Source organism: Streptomyces sp. CB02009 (assembly GCF_001905825.1).
In the GTDB taxonomy this organism is placed as follows: domain Bacteria; phylum Actinomycetota; class Actinomycetes; order Streptomycetales; family Streptomycetaceae; genus Streptomyces.
Map to the genome: position 1 here is coordinate 305,333 of NZ_LIVV01000010.1, position 17,213 is coordinate 322,545.

At 71.5% G+C, this 17,213-nt stretch carries 21 protein-coding genes; 15 read left to right on the forward strand and 6 right to left on the reverse strand.

The annotated features are described in order from the left end of the window. Window positions 1-30 precede the first annotated feature (30 nt). Complete coding sequence (locus AMK27_RS34055; RefSeq protein WP_073917167.1) at window positions 31-351, forward strand: hypothetical protein; 321 nt, start codon at window positions 31-33, stop codon at window positions 349-351. A 75-nt stretch (window positions 352-426) separates the two neighbouring features. Then, a complete protein-coding gene (locus AMK27_RS34060; RefSeq protein ID WP_073917169.1) occupies window positions 427-1,518 on the forward strand; it encodes an amidohydrolase family protein in 1,092 nt (363 codons plus the stop codon). 101 nt (window positions 1,519-1,619) lie between these two features. Here the strand turns inward: AMK27_RS34060 and AMK27_RS34065 are convergent, their stop codons facing one another. The 3 genes from AMK27_RS34065 to AMK27_RS34075 form a co-directional block, all read right to left on the reverse strand. Next, window positions 1,620-2,588 (reverse strand): COX15/CtaA family protein, encoded by a 969-nt coding sequence (locus tag AMK27_RS34065; RefSeq protein ID WP_107425742.1) that lies wholly within the window; start codon window positions 2,586-2,588, stop codon window positions 1,620-1,622. 73 nt (window positions 2,589-2,661) lie between these two features. After that, the gene (locus AMK27_RS34070) at window positions 2,662-3,447 is read right to left on the reverse strand and encodes an ABC transporter permease (RefSeq protein ID WP_073917389.1); all 786 of its coding nucleotides are present in this window, start codon (window positions 3,445-3,447) and stop codon (window positions 2,662-2,664) included. Between the two features lie 14 nt (window positions 3,448-3,461). Further along, on the reverse strand, window positions 3,462-4,397 hold the full coding sequence (locus tag AMK27_RS34075; RefSeq protein WP_073917173.1) for an ABC transporter ATP-binding protein: 936 nt from the start codon (window positions 4,395-4,397) through the stop codon (window positions 3,462-3,464). Window positions 4,398-4,717: 320 nt separating this feature from the next. On the opposite strand from AMK27_RS34075, the gene AMK27_RS34080 reads away from it, so the two are divergent. From AMK27_RS34080 to AMK27_RS34115, 8 genes are all read left to right on the forward strand, one after another. Then, window positions 4,718-5,443 carry a helix-turn-helix transcriptional regulator gene (locus tag AMK27_RS34080; protein WP_073917175.1) on the forward strand — a complete coding sequence of 242 codons (726 nt, stop codon included), beginning with the start codon at window positions 4,718-4,720 and terminating at the stop codon, window positions 5,441-5,443. Beyond that, the gene (sufB, locus tag AMK27_RS34085) at window positions 5,440-6,855 is read left to right on the forward strand and encodes a Fe-S cluster assembly protein SufB (protein ID WP_073917177.1); all 1,416 of its coding nucleotides are present in this window, start codon (window positions 5,440-5,442) and stop codon (window positions 6,853-6,855) included. Before AMK27_RS34080 ends, sufB begins: the two co-directional genes overlap by 4 nt. A 74-nt stretch (window positions 6,856-6,929) precedes the next feature. After that, window positions 6,930-8,111, forward strand: coding sequence for a Fe-S cluster assembly protein SufD (gene sufD / locus AMK27_RS34090; RefSeq protein WP_073917179.1), 1,182 nt, complete (start codon window positions 6,930-6,932; stop codon window positions 8,109-8,111). Next, entirely contained in the window at window positions 8,111-8,428 is a 318-nt protein-coding gene (locus AMK27_RS34095; protein WP_030322524.1) for a bifunctional 3-phenylpropionate/cinnamic acid dioxygenase ferredoxin subunit, read from the forward strand. Before sufD ends, AMK27_RS34095 begins: the two co-directional genes overlap by 1 nt. Before the next feature lie 7 nt (window positions 8,429-8,435). Continuing rightward, entirely contained in the window at window positions 8,436-9,203 is a 768-nt protein-coding gene (sufC, locus tag AMK27_RS34100; RefSeq protein ID WP_073917181.1) for a Fe-S cluster assembly ATPase SufC, read from the forward strand. Continuing rightward, window positions 9,200-10,468, forward strand: coding sequence for a cysteine desulfurase (locus AMK27_RS34105; RefSeq protein WP_030322528.1), 1,269 nt, complete (start codon window positions 9,200-9,202; stop codon window positions 10,466-10,468). Before sufC ends, AMK27_RS34105 begins: the two co-directional genes overlap by 4 nt. A gap of 10 nt (window positions 10,469-10,478) precedes the next feature. After that, the gene (sufU, locus tag AMK27_RS34110; RefSeq protein WP_030322530.1) at window positions 10,479-10,943 is read left to right on the forward strand and encodes a Fe-S cluster assembly sulfur transfer protein SufU; all 465 of its coding nucleotides are present in this window, start codon (window positions 10,479-10,481) and stop codon (window positions 10,941-10,943) included. After that, window positions 10,940-11,278 carry a metal-sulfur cluster assembly factor gene (locus AMK27_RS34115; RefSeq protein WP_073917183.1) on the forward strand — a complete coding sequence of 113 codons (339 nt, stop codon included), beginning with the start codon at window positions 10,940-10,942 and terminating at the stop codon, window positions 11,276-11,278. The genes sufU and AMK27_RS34115 overlap by 4 nt, the downstream gene beginning before the upstream one ends. An 88-nt stretch (window positions 11,279-11,366) precedes the next feature. Here the strand turns inward: AMK27_RS34115 and AMK27_RS34120 are convergent, their stop codons facing one another. After that, a complete protein-coding gene (locus AMK27_RS34120) occupies window positions 11,367-12,467 on the reverse strand; it encodes an oxidoreductase (RefSeq protein WP_079188673.1) in 1,101 nt (366 codons plus the stop codon). A gap of 63 nt (window positions 12,468-12,530) precedes the next feature. Between AMK27_RS34120 and AMK27_RS34125 the strand changes: the two genes are divergently transcribed. The 4 genes from AMK27_RS34125 to AMK27_RS34140 all read left to right on the forward strand — a co-directional run bounded on the left by AMK27_RS34125 (window position 12,531) and on the right by AMK27_RS34140 (window position 14,868). After that, window positions 12,531-12,851 (forward strand): DMT family transporter, encoded by a 321-nt coding sequence (locus tag AMK27_RS34125; protein WP_073917186.1) that lies wholly within the window; start codon window positions 12,531-12,533, stop codon window positions 12,849-12,851. Beyond that, on the forward strand, window positions 12,851-13,399 hold the full coding sequence (locus AMK27_RS34130) for a TetR/AcrR family transcriptional regulator (protein WP_073917189.1): 549 nt from the start codon (window positions 12,851-12,853) through the stop codon (window positions 13,397-13,399). Before AMK27_RS34125 ends, AMK27_RS34130 begins: the two co-directional genes overlap by 1 nt. A 204-nt stretch (window positions 13,400-13,603) precedes the next feature. Further along, window positions 13,604-14,587, forward strand: a complete 984-nt coding sequence (dapD, locus tag AMK27_RS34135) for a 2,3,4,5-tetrahydropyridine-2,6-dicarboxylate N-succinyltransferase (protein WP_073917191.1) — start codon at window positions 13,604-13,606, stop codon at window positions 14,585-14,587. Window positions 14,588-14,649: 62 nt separating this feature from the next. After that, the gene (locus AMK27_RS34140; RefSeq protein WP_073917193.1) at window positions 14,650-14,868 is read left to right on the forward strand and encodes a hypothetical protein; all 219 of its coding nucleotides are present in this window, start codon (window positions 14,650-14,652) and stop codon (window positions 14,866-14,868) included. Here AMK27_RS34140 and dapA read toward each other — a convergent pair. Further along, window positions 14,847-15,746 carry a 4-hydroxy-tetrahydrodipicolinate synthase gene (dapA, locus tag AMK27_RS34145; protein ID WP_073917195.1) on the reverse strand — a complete coding sequence of 300 codons (900 nt, stop codon included), beginning with the start codon at window positions 15,744-15,746 and terminating at the stop codon, window positions 14,847-14,849. The genes AMK27_RS34140 and dapA overlap by 22 nt on opposite strands. A gap of 132 nt (window positions 15,747-15,878) precedes the next feature. Here dapA and AMK27_RS34150 point away from each other — a divergent pair, with 132 nt between their 5' ends. Beyond that, a complete protein-coding gene (locus AMK27_RS34150) occupies window positions 15,879-16,631 on the forward strand; it encodes an SDR family NAD(P)-dependent oxidoreductase (RefSeq protein WP_073917197.1) in 753 nt (250 codons plus the stop codon). 101 nt (window positions 16,632-16,732) lie between these two features. Here the strand turns inward: AMK27_RS34150 and AMK27_RS34155 are convergent, their stop codons facing one another. Then, window positions 16,733-17,191 carry a GNAT family N-acetyltransferase gene (locus AMK27_RS34155; RefSeq protein WP_073917199.1) on the reverse strand — a complete coding sequence of 153 codons (459 nt, stop codon included), beginning with the start codon at window positions 17,189-17,191 and terminating at the stop codon, window positions 16,733-16,735. Window positions 17,192-17,213: the final 22 nt, after the last annotated feature.

The window sequence follows — 17,213 nt, forward strand, 5'->3', positions numbered from 1 at the left end:
ATAGATCTACCCCTCGGTAGCATCCCTTTCATGGCAGAAACGAAGCAGGAAGAGCGCAAGGCGGCCAGGCTCGCCAAGGAGATCAAGGCCTTCTCCAAGGAGCACGGCGGCTCCGAGGGACACCTCGCGCACATCGGCCAGGCGGGCACCCGGATCGTCCTCGTCGGCACCGACGGCGGCTGGGGCGACCTCGTCGCGCCGACGTACGAGATCGCGCGCCAGGCCGCCGAGAAGGCCGGCCTCACCCTCCACGAGGAGTTCGACGGCGAGTTCGCCGCCAAGGTCGAGACCGGCCCGTACGAGTGGACCCGGATGGCCGGTATCCAGATCGGCGGACCCTCCAACAGCTGAGGCAACAACCTCGCGCGGGGCTCACCCGTTAGGACGTGTGGAGAAGCGACACGGCCACGCAGGGAGCCCCCCGAGATGATCGACACGCCGAGCCTGGTGGACCAGTACTGCCACGGGGTGCTCCGTACCGAGCTCGGCCTCGGCACCTTCGAGGCCCGCCTCGGCGCCCAGCTGGGCGGGAGCGGCGCGCTGCCCGCCGCGGGCACCACCTTCTTCGACACCCAGACCGGCTTCGCCGTGCGCCGATGGTGCCCGCCGCTGCTCGGGCTCGAAGCGCACTGCCCGCCGGCCCGGTACCTCGCCCGCCGCCGCGAACTGGGCGTCGCCGAATCGGGCCGGCGACTGCTGAGGGCCTCCGGCATCGCCACGTACCTCGTCGACACCGGACTCCCCGACGACCTCACGGGACCGGCCGAACTCGGCGCCACCGGGGCCGCGGAGGCCCATGAGATCGTCCGCCTCGAACCCCTCGCCGAGCAGGTCGCCGACACCTCGGGGACCGTCGAGGCCTTCCTCGCCAACCTCGCCGAAGCCGTCCACGGGGCCGCCGTCCACGCCGTGGCCTTCGCCTCCGCGGCGGGGGTGCGCCGGGGACTCACCCACACGCCCGCACCCCCGGGGCCCGGAGAGGTGCGCGGCGCCGCGGGACGCTGGCTCGCCGGACGCACGGCCGGCGGCCCGCTCACCGACCCCGTCCTGCTGCGCCATCTGCTCTGGATCGCGGTCACCGCCGGACGCCCCCTGCAACTGCACACCGGGGACCGCGACCCGGCCGCGCTCGCCGGGTTCGCCGCCGCCACCGCGGGGCTCGGCACCGACCTGGTGCTGCTCCATTCGTACCCGTACCACCGCGCCGCCGCGCACCTGACCGCCGTGCACGCGCACGTCCACGCCGACCTGGGACCCGTCCTCGCGCACACCGGGGCACGGGCGGCCGCGGTCCTCGCCGAGGTCCTGGAGCGGGCGCCGTTCGGCAAGCTGCTGTTCTCCAGCGGCGCCCACGGACTGCCCGAACTCCACGTGGTCGCCGCACACGCCTTCCGCACCGCCCTCACCCGGGTGCTCGGCGAATGGGTCATGGACGGCGCCTGGTCCCGTACGGACGCCCAGCGGGTCGCCACGATGATCGCCTCGGGGAACGCCCGCCGGGTCTACCGGCTCACCTGACCCGCTGCCGGCCCCACTCCGGTGGCCGGGTAGACGGACGCCCGGACCCCCGCGGGAGCGGGGGGCCGGGCGGATACGGACCGGAGGCGGGCCGGGGTGGCTCAGGCGGTCGCGAGCGCCGGGTCGGCCTGGGCCGGGATGTCCGCGGCGGGGAGCGGGCGCTCGCGCAGGCTCAGGGCCAGGCGCAGGACCGCGATCCACATCAGGGACGAGCCGAGCATGTGGACGGCGACCAGGAGCTCGGGGACCCCGGTGAAGTACTGCACGTAGCCGATGGCGCCCTGCGCGAGCAGCACGATCAGCAGGTCGCGGGCGCGCGCCCGGGTGTCGAGCGGGGCGTCCACCACGCGCAGGACCAGCCACATGGCGAGAGCGAGGGCGCAGACGACCCAGGCGGCGATGGCGTGGAGGTGCGCGGCGTCCGTCCAGTCCCACGGCATGCGCGGCACGTCGCTGCTGTCACCGGCGTGCTTGCCGGCGCCGGTCACCGTCGTACCGAGTGCGATCAGCAGGCCCGAGGTGATCGTGATCGCCCAGGACAGCTTGCGGACCGGGCGCGGCACGCGCGGGCGGGCGGCGGTGTCGCCCTCGCCGGTCCGGTGCCAGGTGACGACGGCGACGGTGAGGAGCGCGTTCGCGGCGAGGAAGTGGCCGGCGACCGTCCACGGGTTGAGGCCCATCCACACCGTGATGCCGCCGATGACGGCGTTGCTCATCACGATCCAGAACTGGGCCCAGGCGAGCCGGGTCAGCCCGCGCCGCCACGGCTTGGTGGACCGGGCGGCGATGATCGCCCAGCCGACCGCGGCCGACAGGACGTAGGTCAGCATCCGGTTGCCGAACTCGATCGCGCCGCGGTAGCCCTGCTCGGGCGTCACGATCAGGCTGTCGTCGGTGCACTTCGGCCAGGTGTCGCAGCCGAGACCGGAGCCGGTCAGCCGGACCGCGCCACCGGTGACGATGATGAGCACGCTCATCACGACGGCGGAGAGCGCGGCGCGCCGGAGCGTCCTGGGGGACGGAGTCCAGCGCCTGGCGATGGAGGCGAGGGGGGTCAGCACGGGCCCTATCGTAGGCGGGGGCTTGTGCACGCTTTCACGAGGGGTGCCTTGTCGGGAAACGTCACCCTCTGGGGCCTCTCCGCTACTCCCAGCGGAAGAACTTCGCCGCCGCGCCGAGGCCGAGGACGGCCCAGACCGCGAGGGTCAGCGCGTCGCCCCAGGGCAGGACCGCGCCGTCCTGGAGGACCGCGCGCAGGCCGTCGGAGAGGGCCGCGATCGGGAGCAGCTCCAGGACCGAGCGGGCCGCGTCCGGGAACCGATCCAGCGGGACGATGACACCGCCGCCCACCAGGAGCAGCAGGAAGACCAGGTTGGCGGCGGCCAGGGTGGCCTCCGCCTTCAGCGTGCCCGCCATCAGCAGGCCGAGGCCGGAGAAGGCGGCCGTGCCGAGGACCAGGAGCACGAGGACCGACAGGGGGTCGCCCTGCGGGGACCAGCCGAGGCCCAGGGCGATCGCCGACAGGAGGGCGATCTGCAGGACCTCGGTCGCCAGGACGGCGAGCGTCTTGGCGGTCATCAGGGCCCAGCGGGGGAGCGGAGAGGCGCCGAGGCGCTTGAGCACCCCGTACCGCCGCTCGAAGCCGGTCGCGATGGCCTGGCCGGTGAACGCGGTCGACAGGACGGCGAGCGCGAGGATGCCCGGGGCGAGGAAGTCGACGGCGCTGTCGGCGCCGGGCGTCCCCGACGCGGGCAGGGTGACGATGTCGACGGTGGAGAAGAGCACCAGGAGCAGCGACGGGATGATCACGGTGAGCAGCAGCTGCTCGCCGTTGCGCAGCAGCATCCGGGTCTCCAGGGCCGCCTGCGCCGCGATCATCCGGCCGACGGGTGCGGCTCCCGGCCGGGGGGCGTACGTACCGGTGCTCACGACCGACTCCTTGCTCACGACCGCAGTTCCTTGCCCGTCAGTTCGAGGAAGACGTCCTCGAGGGTGTGGCGCTCGACGGAGATGCCGTCGGGCATGACGCCGTGCTGGGCGCACCAGCTGGTGACCGTGGCCAGCAGCTGCGGGTCGACGGTGCCGGTGATCCGGTACGTGCCCGGGAGCGGCTCCGCCGCGGCGGTGCCGTCGGGGAGCGCCTTGAGCAGCGAGCCCAGGTCGAGTCCGGGGCGGCCGGTGAAGCGGAGGGTGTTCTCGGCGCCGCCGCGGCACAGCTGCTCGGGGCTGCCCTGGGCGGCGACCCGGCCGGCGTCGACGATGGCGACGTCGTCGGCGAGTTCCTCCGCCTCCTGCATGAAGTGGGTGGTGAGGACCACGGTCACCCCGTCGGCGCGCAGCTCGCGCACGAGGTCCCAGGTGGCGCGGCGGGCCTGCGGGTCGAGTCCGGCGGTCGGCTCGTCGAGGAACACGAGCTCGGGGCGGCCGACGACGGCCATGGCGAGCGCGAGGCGCTGCTGCTGGCCGCCGGAGAGACGCCGGTAGGTGGTGCGGCCGCAGGAGCCGAGGCCGAGCCGTTCGACGAGCGCGTCCACGTCCAGCGGATGGGCGTGGAGTTTCGCCATGTGGCGGAGCATCTCGTCGGCGCGGGCGCCGGAGTAGACGCCGCCGGACTGGAGCATGACGCCGATCCGGGGGCGCAGGGCGGCCGCGTCGGCGACCGGGTCGAGGCCGAGGACGCGGACGGTGCCGGCGTCCGGCTTCCGGTAGCCCTCGCAGGTCTCGACGGTGGTGGTCTTGCCGGCCCCGTTGGGGCCGAGGACGGCGGTCACGGTGCCGGCCCGTACGTCGAGGTCGAGGCCGTCGACGGCGGTCTTGTTGCCGTACCGCTTGACCAGGCCACGGACCTGGACGGCGGACCCGACGGACTCGTTTCGCATGTCGGGAAGTCTAGAGAGGGGCCGGGGGCTCCCCGGCGCGGGGCCCGGGTCGTGGAACGTCCGGTTCGGGCGGTCCGCTCCACGATCTCCTTTTCGTCGCGCCGGGTGCCGAGGGGGCCGGCGGAGCCCCTGTGGCCTGCGGGTACTGCCGCGCGGGGCGGCCGCACCGGGTGCGCGGGGGCGGCCGCACAGGGGGTGTCATTCGTCCTACGAATGATCGTTTCCGCAGGTCAGGTAAGCCTTACCTGAGTGACGCACCGCACCGTCGTCCCGTCCGGCGCGGCTTGTCAGTCCGAGATTAATTACGCAACAATGGCGTTGTGAAAAACGATGGCGCGGCTCCTGTGGAGGAACTCGCGACCCGTGAGCGTTCGACGCGCAACCGGGTCGCGCGATCGATCCTGGACCACGGGCCGTCGACCGTCGCCGATCTCGCCGGACGACTCCGCCTCACCCAGGCCGCCGTCCGCCGCCATCTCGACTCGCTCGTCGCCGACAACGTCGTGGAGGCACGCGAGCAGCGCGTCTACGGGGCCCGCGCCCGCGGCCGCCCCGCGAAGGTCTTCGCGCTCACCGACTGCGGCCGGGACGCCTTCGACCAGTCGTACGACTCGCTCGCGGTCGAGGCGCTCCAGTGGATCGAGCGCAACGCCGGCGGGGAAGCGGCCGTGGCCGCCTTCGCCCGCGACCGGATCGAGGCCCAGGCGGACGCCTACCGCGAAGCCGTCGAGGCCGTCGAACCCGAGCGGCGGGCCGAGGCGCTTGCCAAGGCCCTGACCGCCGACGGGTACGCTGCCACTGCGCGGAACGCGCCGGTCGGCGAGCAGCTCTGCCAGCACCACTGCCCGGTCGCCCACGTCGCCGAGCAGTACCCACAGCTGTGCGAGGCGGAGACGGAGTTCTTCTCCCGCCTCCTGGGAACGCACGTCCAGCGTCTGGCCACCATCGCGCATGGTGACGGCGTCTGCACCACGTTCATCCCGCACAGCACTCCACAGACCACTGAATCAGCATCCGCAAGCACGGCCGGGAGGAACCCCGCATGACCACCGAGATCAGCCACCCCGAGCTCGAGGGCCTGGGTCGGTACGAGTACGGCTGGGCCGACTCCGACACCGCCGGTGCCACCGCCAAGCGCGGTCTGAACGAGGACGTCGTCCGCGACATCTCCTCGAAGAAGAACGAGCCCGAGTGGATGCTGAAGCTGCGTCTCAAGGGTCTGCGGCTCTTCGGCAAGAAGCCCATGCCGACCTGGGGCTCCGACCTCTCCGGCATCGACTTCGACAACATCAAGTACTTCGTGCGGTCCACCGAGAAGCAGGCCGAGTCCTGGGAGGACCTGCCGGAGGACATCAAGAACACGTACGACAAGCTCGGCATCCCCGAGGCGGAGAAGCAGCGCCTCGTCGCCGGTGTCGCCGCCCAGTACGAGTCCGAGGTCGTCTACCACCAGATCCGCGAGGACCTGGAGGAGCAGGGCGTCATCTTCGTCGACACCGACACGGCGCTGAAGGAGCACGAGGAGCTCTTCCGCGAGTACTTCGGCACCGTCATCCCGGTCGGCGACAACAAGTTCGCCTCCCTGAACACCGCCGTCTGGTCCGGCGGATCGTTCATCTACGTGCCGAAGGGCGTGCACGTCGAGATCCCGCTCCAGGCCTACTTCCGTATCAACACGGAGAACATGGGCCAGTTCGAGCGGACGCTGATCATCGTCGACGAGGACGCCTACGTCCACTACGTCGAGGGCTGCACCGCTCCGATCTACTCCTCGGACTCGCTGCACAGCGCCGTCGTCGAGATCATCGTGAAGAAGGGCGGCCGCTGCCGCTACACGACCATCCAGAACTGGTCGAACAACGTCTACAACCTGGTGACCAAGCGCGCCGTCGCCTACGAGGGCGCCACCATGGAGTGGGTCGACGGCAACATCGGCTCCAAGGTCACCATGAAGTACCCGGCCGTCTACCTGATGGGCGAGCACGCCAAGGGCGAGACCCTGTCCATCGCCTTCGCGGGCGAGGGCCAGCACCAGGACGCCGGCGCCAAGATGGTCCACATGGCCCCGAACACCTCCTCCAACATCGTCTCCAAGTCGGTGGCGCGAGGCGGCGGCCGCACCTCCTACCGCGGTCTCATCGAGATCGGCGAGGGTGCCCCGGGCGCCAAGTCGAACGTGCTGTGCGACGCGCTGCTCGTCGACACGATCTCCCGCTCCGACACGTACCCCTACGTGGACGTGCGCGAGGACGACGTCTCCATGGGCCACGAGGCCACCGTCTCCAAGGTCTCCGAGGACCAGCTCTTCTACCTGATGAGCCGCGGCCTCACCGAGTTCGAGGCCATGGCGATGATCGTCCGCGGCTTCGTCGAGCCCATCGCCAAGGAACTCCCGATGGAGTACGCCCTGGAGCTCAACCGGCTGATCGAGCTGCAGATGGAGGGCTCGGTGGGCTGACGCCCCACCCCGCCCCCACCGGCACACGCAGCAACCGATTTTCACGTACGCAGGAAGAGAGCACCCCAACAGCCATGGCTGAGGCTCAGAACATCCCCGCGGGCTCCACCACCGCGGGCTCGATCGCGGTGGCCGCCGAGTCCACCGTCGCCACGCGCATGAGCGCGCCCCCGTCCTTCGACGTCGCGGACTTCCCCGTCCCGCACGGCCGCGAGGAGGAGTGGCGGTTCACCCCGCTCGAGCGCCTCCGCGGCCTGCACGACGGCACCGCCGTCGCGTCCGGCGAGGGCGTCAAGGTCGAGATCGAGGCCCCCGAGGGCGTCACGGTGGAGACCGTCGGCCGCGAGGACGAGCGGCTCGGCAAGGCCGGCACGCCCGTCGACCGCGTCGCCGCGCAGGCGTACTCCTCCTTCGAGAAGGCCTCGGTCGTCACCGTCGCCAAGGAGGCCGTGCTCACCGAGCCGATCCGCATCACCGTGCACGGTGAGGGCGGCGTCGCCTTCGGCCACCAGGTCATCGAGCTCGGCGCCTTCGCCGAGGCCGTCGTGGTCCTCGACCACTCCGGCGACGCGGTGCTCGCCGCCAACGTCGACTACGTCCTGGGCGACGGCGCCAAGCTGACCGTCGTCTCCGTCCAGGACTGGGACGAGAAGGCCGTCCACGTCGCCCAGCACAACGCCCTGGTCGGCCGCGACGCCTCCTTCAAGTCCGTCGTCGTCACCTTCGGCGGCGACGTCGTCCGCATCCACCCGCGGGTGGCGTACGCGGCGCCCGGCGGCGAGGCCGAGCTGTTCGGCCTGTACTTCACCGACGCCGGCCAGCACCAGGAGCACCGCCTCCTGGTCGACCACAACACCCCGCACTGCAAGTCCAACGTGGCCTACAAGGGCGCGCTGCAGGGCCAGGACGCGCACGCCGTCTGGATCGGCGACGTCCTCATCCAGGCCGCGGCCGAGGGCACGGACACGTACGAGCTGAACCGGAACCTGGTCCTCACGGACGGCGCCCGGGTCGACTCCGTACCGAACCTGGAGATCGAGACCGGCGAGATCGCCGGCGCCGGTCACGCCTCGGCCACCGGCCGTTTCGACGACGAGCAGCTCTTCTACCTGATGTCCCGCGGCATCCCGCAGGCCGAGGCCCGTCGCCTCGTCGTCCGCGGCTTCTTCGCGGAGCTCGTCCAGCAGATCGGTCTGCCGGACGTCGAGGAGCGCCTCATCGCCAAGATCGAGGCCGAGCTGGAGGCCTCCGTCTGATGGCCTTCGTCCGAGTCTGCGCGCTGAGCGAGCTGGAGGCCGACACCCCGAAGCGGGTCGAGGTCGACGGCACGCCGGTGTCGGTCGTGCACACCGAGGGCGAGGTGTTCGCGATCAACGACATCTGCTCGCACGCGAACGTCTCCCTCTCGGAGGGCGAGGTCGAGGACTGTGCCATCGAGTGCTGGCTGCACGGCTCCAGCTTCGACCTCCGTACCGGCAAGCCCTCCGGCCTTCCCGCGACGCGTCCCGTCCCCGTATACCCCGTAAAGATCGAAGGGGACGATGTGCTCGTCTCCGTCACCCAGGAGTCCTGAGTCACCCATGGCAACGCTTGAAATCCGCAACCTGCACGTCTCCGTCGAGGCCGAGAACGGCCCCCGCGAGATCCTCAAGGGTGTCGACCTGACCATCAAGCAGGGCGAGACCCACGCCGTCATGGGCCCCAACGGCTCCGGCAAGTCGACCCTGGCGTACTCGCTCGCCGGCCACCCGAAGTACACGATCACCGGCGGCACCGTCACCCTCGACGGCGAGGACGTCCTGGAGATGTCGGTCGACGAGCGCGCCCGCGCCGGCGTCTTCCTGGCCATGCAGTACCCGGTCGAGGTCCCCGGTGTCTCGGTCTCCAACTTCCTGCGCACCTCCGCCACCGCGATCCGCGGCGAGGCCCCCAAGCTGCGCACCTGGGTGAAGGAGGTCAAGTCCGCGATGGAGCAGCTCCAGATGGACCCGGCCTTCGCCGAGCGCAACGTCAACGAGGGCTTCTCCGGCGGTGAGAAGAAGCGCCACGAGATCCTCCAGCTGGAGCTCCTCAAGCCGAAGATCGCGATCCTCGACGAGACCGACTCCGGCCTGGACGTCGACGCGCTGCGCCAGGTCTCCGAGGGCGTCAACCGCGTCCGCGAGACCGGCGAGGTCGGCACCCTGCTGATCACGCACTACACGCGGATCCTCCGCTACATCAAGCCCGACTTCGTGCACGTCTTCTCCGGCGGCCGCATCGTCGAGTCCGGCGGCGCCGAGCTCGCCGACAAGCTCGAGAACGAGGGCTACGAGGCCTACAGCACGAAGGGTGGCGCATCCGCGTGACATCTGCCCATCAGGGGCTCTCCGGCCTCCTCGACACCGAGGCGATCCGCAAGGACTTCCCGCTCCTGGATCGCGTGGTCCACGACGGCAAGAAGATCGTGTACCTCGACTCCGCTGCGACCTCGCAGAAGCCGCGGCAGGTCCTCGACGCGCTCAACACGTACTACGAGCGCCACAACGCCAACGTCCACCGCGGCGTCTACACGGTCGCCGAGGAGGCGACGGCGCTGTACGAAGGCGCCCGTGACAAGGTCGCGGCCTTCATCAACGCCCCGAGCCGCGACGAGGTGATCTTCACCAAGAACGCCTCGGAGTCGCTCAACCTGGTGGCCAACATGCTGGGCTGGGCCGACGAGCCCTACCGCGTGGACCACGAGACCGAGATCGCCATCACGGAGATGGAGCACCACTCCAACATCGTGCCGTGGCAGCTGCTCTCGCAGCGCACGGGCGCGAAGCTGAAGTGGTTCGGCCTGACCGACGACGGCCGTCTCGACCTCTCGAACATCGAAGAGGTCATCACCGAGAAGACCAAGATCGTCTCGTTCACGCTGGTCTCGAACCTGCTGGGCACGGTCAACCCGGTCGAGACGATCATCCGTCGCGCCCAGGAGGTCGGTGCGCTCGTCTGCATCGACGCCTCCCAGGCGGCCCCGCACATGGTCCTGGACGTGCAGGCGCTCCAGGCCGACTTCGTGGCCTTCACCGGCCACAAGATGTGCGGCCCGACGGGCATCGGCGTCCTCTGGGGCCGCCAGGAGCTGCTCGAGGACCTGCCGCCCTTCCTGGGCGGCGGCGAGATGATCGAGACCGTCTCGATGCACTCCTCGACGTACGCGCCGGCCCCGCACAAGTTCGAGGCGGGTACGCCCCCGATCGCCCAGGCCGTCGGCCTCGGCGCGGCCGTGGACTACCTCTCGGCGATCGGCATGGAGAACATCGCGCGCCACGAGCACGCGATCACCGAGTACGCCGTCCGGCGCCTCCAGGAGGTTCCGGACCTGCGGATCATCGGCCCCACCACGGCCGAGGACCGCGGCGCGGCGATCTCCTTCACGCTCGGCGACATCCACCCGCACGACGTGGGCCAGGTCCTCGACGAAGAGGGCATCGCGGTCCGGGTCGGCCACCACTGCGCGCGGCCGGTCTGCCTGCGGTACGGAATTCCTGCGACCACGCGGGCGTCGTTCTATCTGTACTCCACCCCGGCCGAGGTCGATGCCCTGGTCGCCGGTCTGGAGCACGTACGGAACTTCTTCGGCTAGGGGACGGCTCGTGAAGCTGGATTCGATGTACCAGGACGTCATCCTGGACCACTACAAGCACCCGCACGGGCGCGGTCTTCGGGACGGCGACGCCGAGGTGCACCACGTCAACCCGACGTGCGGCGACGAGATCACGCTCCGCGTGAAGTACGACGGCTCGCGGATCGAGGACGTGTCGTACGAGGGGCAGGGCTGCTCCATCAGCCAGGCCTCGGCGTCCGTCCTCAACGAGCTGCTCGTCGGCAAGGAGCTGGCGGACGCGCAGAAGATCCAGGGCACCTTCCTGGAGCTGATGCAGTCCAAGGGCCAGATCGAGCCCGACGACGCGATGGAGGAGATCCTGGAGGACGCGGTCGCGTTCGCCGGTGTCTCCAAGTACCCGGCCCGTGTGAAGTGCGCGCTGCTCAGCTGGATGGCGTGGAAGGACGCGACCGCCCAGGCCCTGGGCGACGCGGCGGAGAGGAAGTCGGCATGACCGAGAACGCCGAGGCCACGATGAAGCCGGCCTCCGAGGAAGAAGTCCGCGAGGCGCTGTACGACGTCGTCGACCCCGAGCTGGGCATCGACGTCGTCAACCTGGGCCTGATCTACGGCATCCACATCGACGACGCGAACATCGCGACGCTGGACATGACGCTGACGTCGGCGGCCTGCCCGCTGACCGATGTGATCGAGGACCAGGCGAAGTCCGCGACGGACGGCATCGTCAGTGAACTGAAGATCAACTGGGTCTGGATGCCCCCGTGGGGACCGGACAAGATCACGGACGACGGCCGCGAGCAGCTGCGCGCGCTCGGCTTCAACGTCTGAGACACCACCGCGTACGAGACGGCCGTGCCCTTCGGGGCACGGCCGTCTCGCATGTCAGGGGCCGGATGCGGGCCGGCCGGCGGCTCGGCTAGCCGAGCCCCGCGGCGCGGGCCAGCTCCGGGGCCAGGTTCTCCTTGCGGATGCGCAGGTCGACGTAGAGCAGCGCGGTGACCAGCGGCGGGAAGACGGAGACGACCGCCTGGCTGACCAGCTGGCCGATGATCAGCACGGTGAGGATGACGACCATGGAGCCCACCACGGCGGCCGAGTCCTCGCCGGAGAAGTCGCTGAACGACAGCGGGGCCGACGCCAGCGCGGACAGGAGCTGCTGGATCAGCATCCCGACGACGGAGGCCATGATCCCGGCGGCGAACAGGCAGCCGAACACCCGCCACCAGTCGCCGCGGACCAGGTGCGCGGAGCGGCGCATCGAGGCGACCGGGCCCTGGCCCTCCATCACGGCGGCGGCCGGGGCCAGGCTGAACCTCACCCAGATCCACAGGCCGAGCGGCAGGACCACCACGGCGGCGAGGAGCATCAGCAGGGGGATCGTGAACGAGACGTCGGAGGCCGTCGCGCCGCTGTCCAGGTCCCCGAGGTCGGCGACGAGCGCGGCCACCATCGCGGCGAAGGCGCCGAAGAAGAGGATCATCGGGACCAGCAGCGCCGCGGTGGTCAGGAACACGGTGCCGAGCACGGCGGGCACCCGGGCCCAGGACCGGCGCCAGAGGGCACCGAAGGAGGTGGGCCGGCCGAGCACCGCCTCCTGGACCACGGCCGGGCAGGCCGCCGCCACCAGGGCGCTCGCGCCGACGAACACGGCCATGGCGACCAGCCAGACGCAGCCGAAGGCGATGATCAGCGGGCGGACGTCGTCCCAGCGCGGCTCCTGCCCCGCGGGCAGGTCGAACACGGCGGGGAAGCCGTCGCCGACGGCCAGGAACGCGATGCCGATCGCCGCTCCGACGACCAGCAGGGCGCCGAGGTAGGCGGCCGCCCCCACCCCGAGGAGCTGCTTCCAGTAGCGGCCGAAGGTGGTGAAGGCGCCGGTCAGGATCGTGCTGAAGGAGAGCGGCGCCAGGGGTATCACGCCGGGCTTCGGCGGCGGGGGCGGCGGCGGATAGCCGTAGCCGTAGGGCGGCGGCGGCCCTGGGGGACCGTAGGGCGGCGGCCCTGGGGGAGTCGTCATGCGGGACACCGTATCGGGCAGTTATGTGTACGCCCGTACGCATCGTTGTGTACGCTTGTACGCATGGGTTACGGACTGCTCGCGGGCGCCATCGCGGCCGAGATTCTCGCCACCACCTTCATGAAGTACAGCGAGGGCTTCAGCAAGCTCTGGCCCTCGCTCATCACCGGCATCGGATACGTGGTCGCCTTCGCGCTCCTCGCGCAGGCGCTCAAGACGCTCCAGGTCGGCACCGCGTACGCCATCTGGGCCGGCGTCGGCACCGCCGCCGTCGCCGCCATCGGCATCCTCTTCCTCGGCGAGACCCTCAGCCTCGCCAAGATCGCGGGGATCGCGCTCATCATCGCCGGGGTCGTCGTCCTCAACCTCGGCGGTGCCCACTGATGGCCCGCGCGCGCCGCCACGACCCCGAACGGCGGGACCGGATCGTCGACGCGGCCCTCCGGGTCGCCGGACGCTCCGGGATCGCCGGGCTGAGCCACCGCACCGTGGCCGCAGAGGCGGACGTGCCGCTCGGCTCGACCACGTACCACTTCGCCTCCCTCGACGAACTCCTCGTCGCCGCCCTCCGCAAGGCCAACGAGGACTTCGAGCGGCTGCTCCGCGAGCACCCCCTCCTCAGCGCGCCGGACACCGACACCGCCACCGCGCTCGCCCGCCTCATGGGGGAGTGGATCGGCGGCGAACGCGCCCAGGTGGAGCTGGAGTACGAGCTCTACCTCGCCGCCCTGCGCCGCCCCGCGCTCCGCCCCGTGGCCGCCGAGTGGGCCGAGACCGTGGTGTCCGCCCTCTCCCGCCGCACCGACCGGGTCACCGCACGCGCCCTGGTCGCCCTCGTCGACGGCATCTGCCTCCAGTCCCTGCTCACCGGCGAGCCCTACGACGAGGAGTACGCGCGCGTGATGCTGACCCGGGTGCTGCGACCGGCGTGAGCGGGAGCGGGAGCGAGACCGGGGTGACGGGCCACGCGCCCCGTACCCGCCCTGAAGGGAGCACCGGGCCGGACAACGTCCCGTACCCGCCCTGAAGGAAGCACCGAGACGGGCCCTCCCGGGCTCGTCGGAACCGCCCATCCGCTCGACCGACACCTGAGACCGGTTGGCCCGCGCGGGGCCCCGCCGGTTAGGTTTTCCGTCATGACCACTGCTCCTCGCACCACCGGCGCCGTCGCCGCCGGCCTCGCCACCATCGCCGGCGACGGCACCGTTCTCGACACCTGGTTCCCCGCCCCCGAGCTGACCGAGGCCGCCGGCCCGGCCGGCACCGAGCGGCTCACCCCCGACGAGGCCGTGAACGCCCTCGGCGAAGGCGCCGCCAAGGCCCTCGGCGTGGACGCCCGCCGCGGCGTCGAGGTGGTCGCCGTCCGTACCGTCATCTCCTCGCTCGACGAGAAGCCGCTCGACGCCCACGACGCCTACCTGCGTCTGCACCTGCTCAGCCACCGCCTGGTCAAGCCGCACGGCCAGAGCCTGGACGGCGTGTTCGGCCTCCTCGCCAACGTCGCCTGGACCTCGCTCGGTCCGGTCGCCGTCGACGACATCGAGAAGGTCCGCCTCAACGCGCGCGCCGAGGGCCTGCACCTCGCCGTCACCAGCATCGACAAGTTCCCGCGGATGACGGACTACGTCGCGCCCGCCGGGGTCCGGATCGCCGACGCCGACCGGGTGCGGCTCGGCGCCCACCTCGCGGCCGGCACCACCGTCATGCACGAGGGCTTCGTCAACTTCAACGCCGGCACCCTCGGCACCTCGATGGTCGAGGGCCGGATCTCCGCCGGTGTCGTCGTCGGCAACGGCTCCGACATCGGCGGCGGCGCCTCCACCATGGGCACCCTGTCGGGCGGCGGCAACGTCGTCATCTCGATCGGCGAGCGCTGCCTGATCGGCGCCGAGGCGGGCGTCGGCATCGCGCTCGGTGACGAGTGCGTCGTCGAGGCCGGCCTGTACGTCACCGCCGGCACCCGGGTCACGATGCCCGACGGCGAGATCGTGAAGGCCCGCGACCTCTCCGGCGCCTCGAACATCCTGTTCCGCCGCAACTCGGTCACCGGCGCCGTCGAGGCCCGCCCGAACAACGCGGTCTGGGGCGGGCTGAACGACATCCTCCACAGCCACAACTGATCCGGTGACTCTGCGTTAACACAACGCAGAGTCACTGCACGCAGACGAGGCGAGGAGTCGACATGAGGGCGAAGCCCATGGTCGCAGGAGTGCTCACGACGGTGGCGGTCCTGCTGCCGGCCGGGACGGCCGCGGCGGACGAGACGCACACCCACAACGGGCCCACCGTCACCAACGGGCCCAGCCTCTCGCTCCACACGGGTCAGATCGACGACCCGCTGGAGGACGTGCTGGAGCACGCCGCCGTCCTCGGCAGGACCTACACCACCGACTCCGCCTGAAGCAGCGCCTCGTACAGCCCGCGCAGCCCGTCGACCGACTCCCGGTCGGCGGGCTGCAGCGGTTCGCGCACCGGGCCGCCCAGCAGTGCCTTGACCGTCACGGTGCCGGGCAGGCCCGCGGCCATCATCCGTTCGGCGAGCGGCAGCAGCCGGGCGTTGAGCCGGGCCGCCTCCACCGTGTCGCCCGCGTCGAAGGCGTCGAGGACCGCGCGCAGCTGACGGGGCACCACGTTCGCCACCGTGCTGACGTAGCCGGCGCCGCCGACCGCGTACAGCGGCAGGTTCAGCTCCTCGCAGCCCGAGTAGTACGCGAGCGGGGTCTCCGCGATCACCCGGGCCGAGCCCAGCAGGTCGTACGCGCAGTCCTTGACGGCCACGATCCGCGGGTGCTCGGCGAGCCGCCGCAGCGTCGCGGTCTCCACGCGGGTGCCGGTGCGGCCGGGGATGTCGTAGACCATCACCGGGAGGCCGGTCGCGTCCGCGACCTTCAGGAAGTGCGCCTCGACCGCCGACTGCGGAGGACGGCTGTAGTACGGGGTGACGACGAGCAGGCCGTCCGCGCCCGCCTCCTCGGCCCGGCGGGCCAGTTCGGCCGTGTGCCGGGTGTCGGCGGTGCCGACGCCCGCGACGACCGAAGGGCCGGGGCCCACGGCGTCCCGGACGGCGCGGACGAGCGCGGTCTTCTCGGCGTCGGTGGTGGTCGGCGACTCACCGGAGGTGCCGTTCAGGACCAGACCGTCGCAGCCCTCGCCGACGAGCCGGGCGGCCAGCTTGCCCGCCTCGTCGAGGTCGAGCCCGCCGTCCGCCGTGAACGGGGTGATCATCGCGCAGAGCGCGCGGCCGAAGGGACGGGCCGGGCGGGAAGGGGAAGTGCTCATCCCCGAAGTCTGAGCGGTTTGCACGGTGAAGGTCCACTTAGATCTTCTTCGACGGAAACATCACGATCACTAAAGCGTGCGGGCTCTGGCATGATCGACGGGCGCGACAGGGGGACATGGAGACAGCACAGCATGAGCGCACACAGCACCGACGGCGACCGCGTCGCCCTCGTCACCGGATCGTCCTCGGGCATCGGCGCCGCCGTCGCCCGCCGCCTCGCCGAGGCCGGATACCGGGTCGTGGTCAACTCCGCCCGCTCCGTCGAGGCGGGCGAACGCCTCGCCGCCGAACTGCCCGGCGCCGTCTACCTCCAGGCGGACGTCTCCGACGAGACCCAGGCGAAGGCCCTCGTCGAGCGGGCCGTGGAGACCCTCGGCCGGCTCGACCTCCTCGTCAACTGCGCGGGCACCACCCGGTTCATCCCGCACGACGACCTCGAAGCCGCCTCGCCCGAGGTCTGGCGCCACCTCTACGACGTCAACGTCATCGGCGTCTGGCAGACCGTCACCGCCGCCGTCCCGCACCTGCGGAAGACCCGCGGCGCCATCGTCAACGTCTCCTCCCAGGCCGGCGTCCGGCCGGGCGGCAGCTCCATCCCGTACGCGGTCTCCAAGGCGGCCGTCAACCACATGACGAAGCTCCTCGCCAAGACCCTCGGCCCCGACGTCCGGGTCAACGCGGTCGCGCCCGGCCTCATCGACACCCCCTGGTTCGACGGGGTCGACGGTGCCGACGCGGCCAAGGCGCATGTGGCCGACGTCGTCCCGCTGCGCCGGGTCGGCCGGGCCGAGGACATCGCCGGGGCCGTCCACGACCTGGCCCACTCCGCGTACATCACCGGCGAGGTGCTGCTCGTGGACGGCGGCGGGCACCTGCTGGGCTGACGGCGGGGGGCCATCTGCTCGGCTGAGGGTGGCCCGCGAGGCCTGCCGCCGGGCTGCCACACCTGCCGCCGGGCTGCCGGGCCCCCCGTCGGGCCGCCGGGTCAGAGCGGGAGCTTGAAGCCCTCGTGGCTGCGCGCGTACCCCAGGGAGGCGTAGAAGCGGTGGGCGTCCGTCCGCCGCTTGCCGCTGGTCAGCTGGACCAGCGCGCAGCCGCGGTCCCGGGCGCGTGCCGCGGCCCGCTCCATCAGCTCGCGGCCGAGGCCGCCGCCGCGCCGGTCGGCCCGGATCCGGACGGCCTCGACCAGGGCGCGCTCGGCGCCCCCCTTGCCGAGCCCCGGGATGTACGTGACCTGGAGGCAGCCGAGGACCAGCGCACCGTCCGTCAGGACCAGCATCTCGTTGCGCGGATCGGCCCCGATGTCCGCGAAGGCCCGCTCGTGGGCCTCGGTGACGGTGACCGAGCGCGGGTCGACGACCGTGTCCTCGTCGGCGAGGAGCGCGAGGACGGCGGGAAGTTCGGCGCGGGTCGCGGGGCGCAGGGCCAGGTCGCTGAGGATCATGGCGCGAAGTCTCGCACGGGAG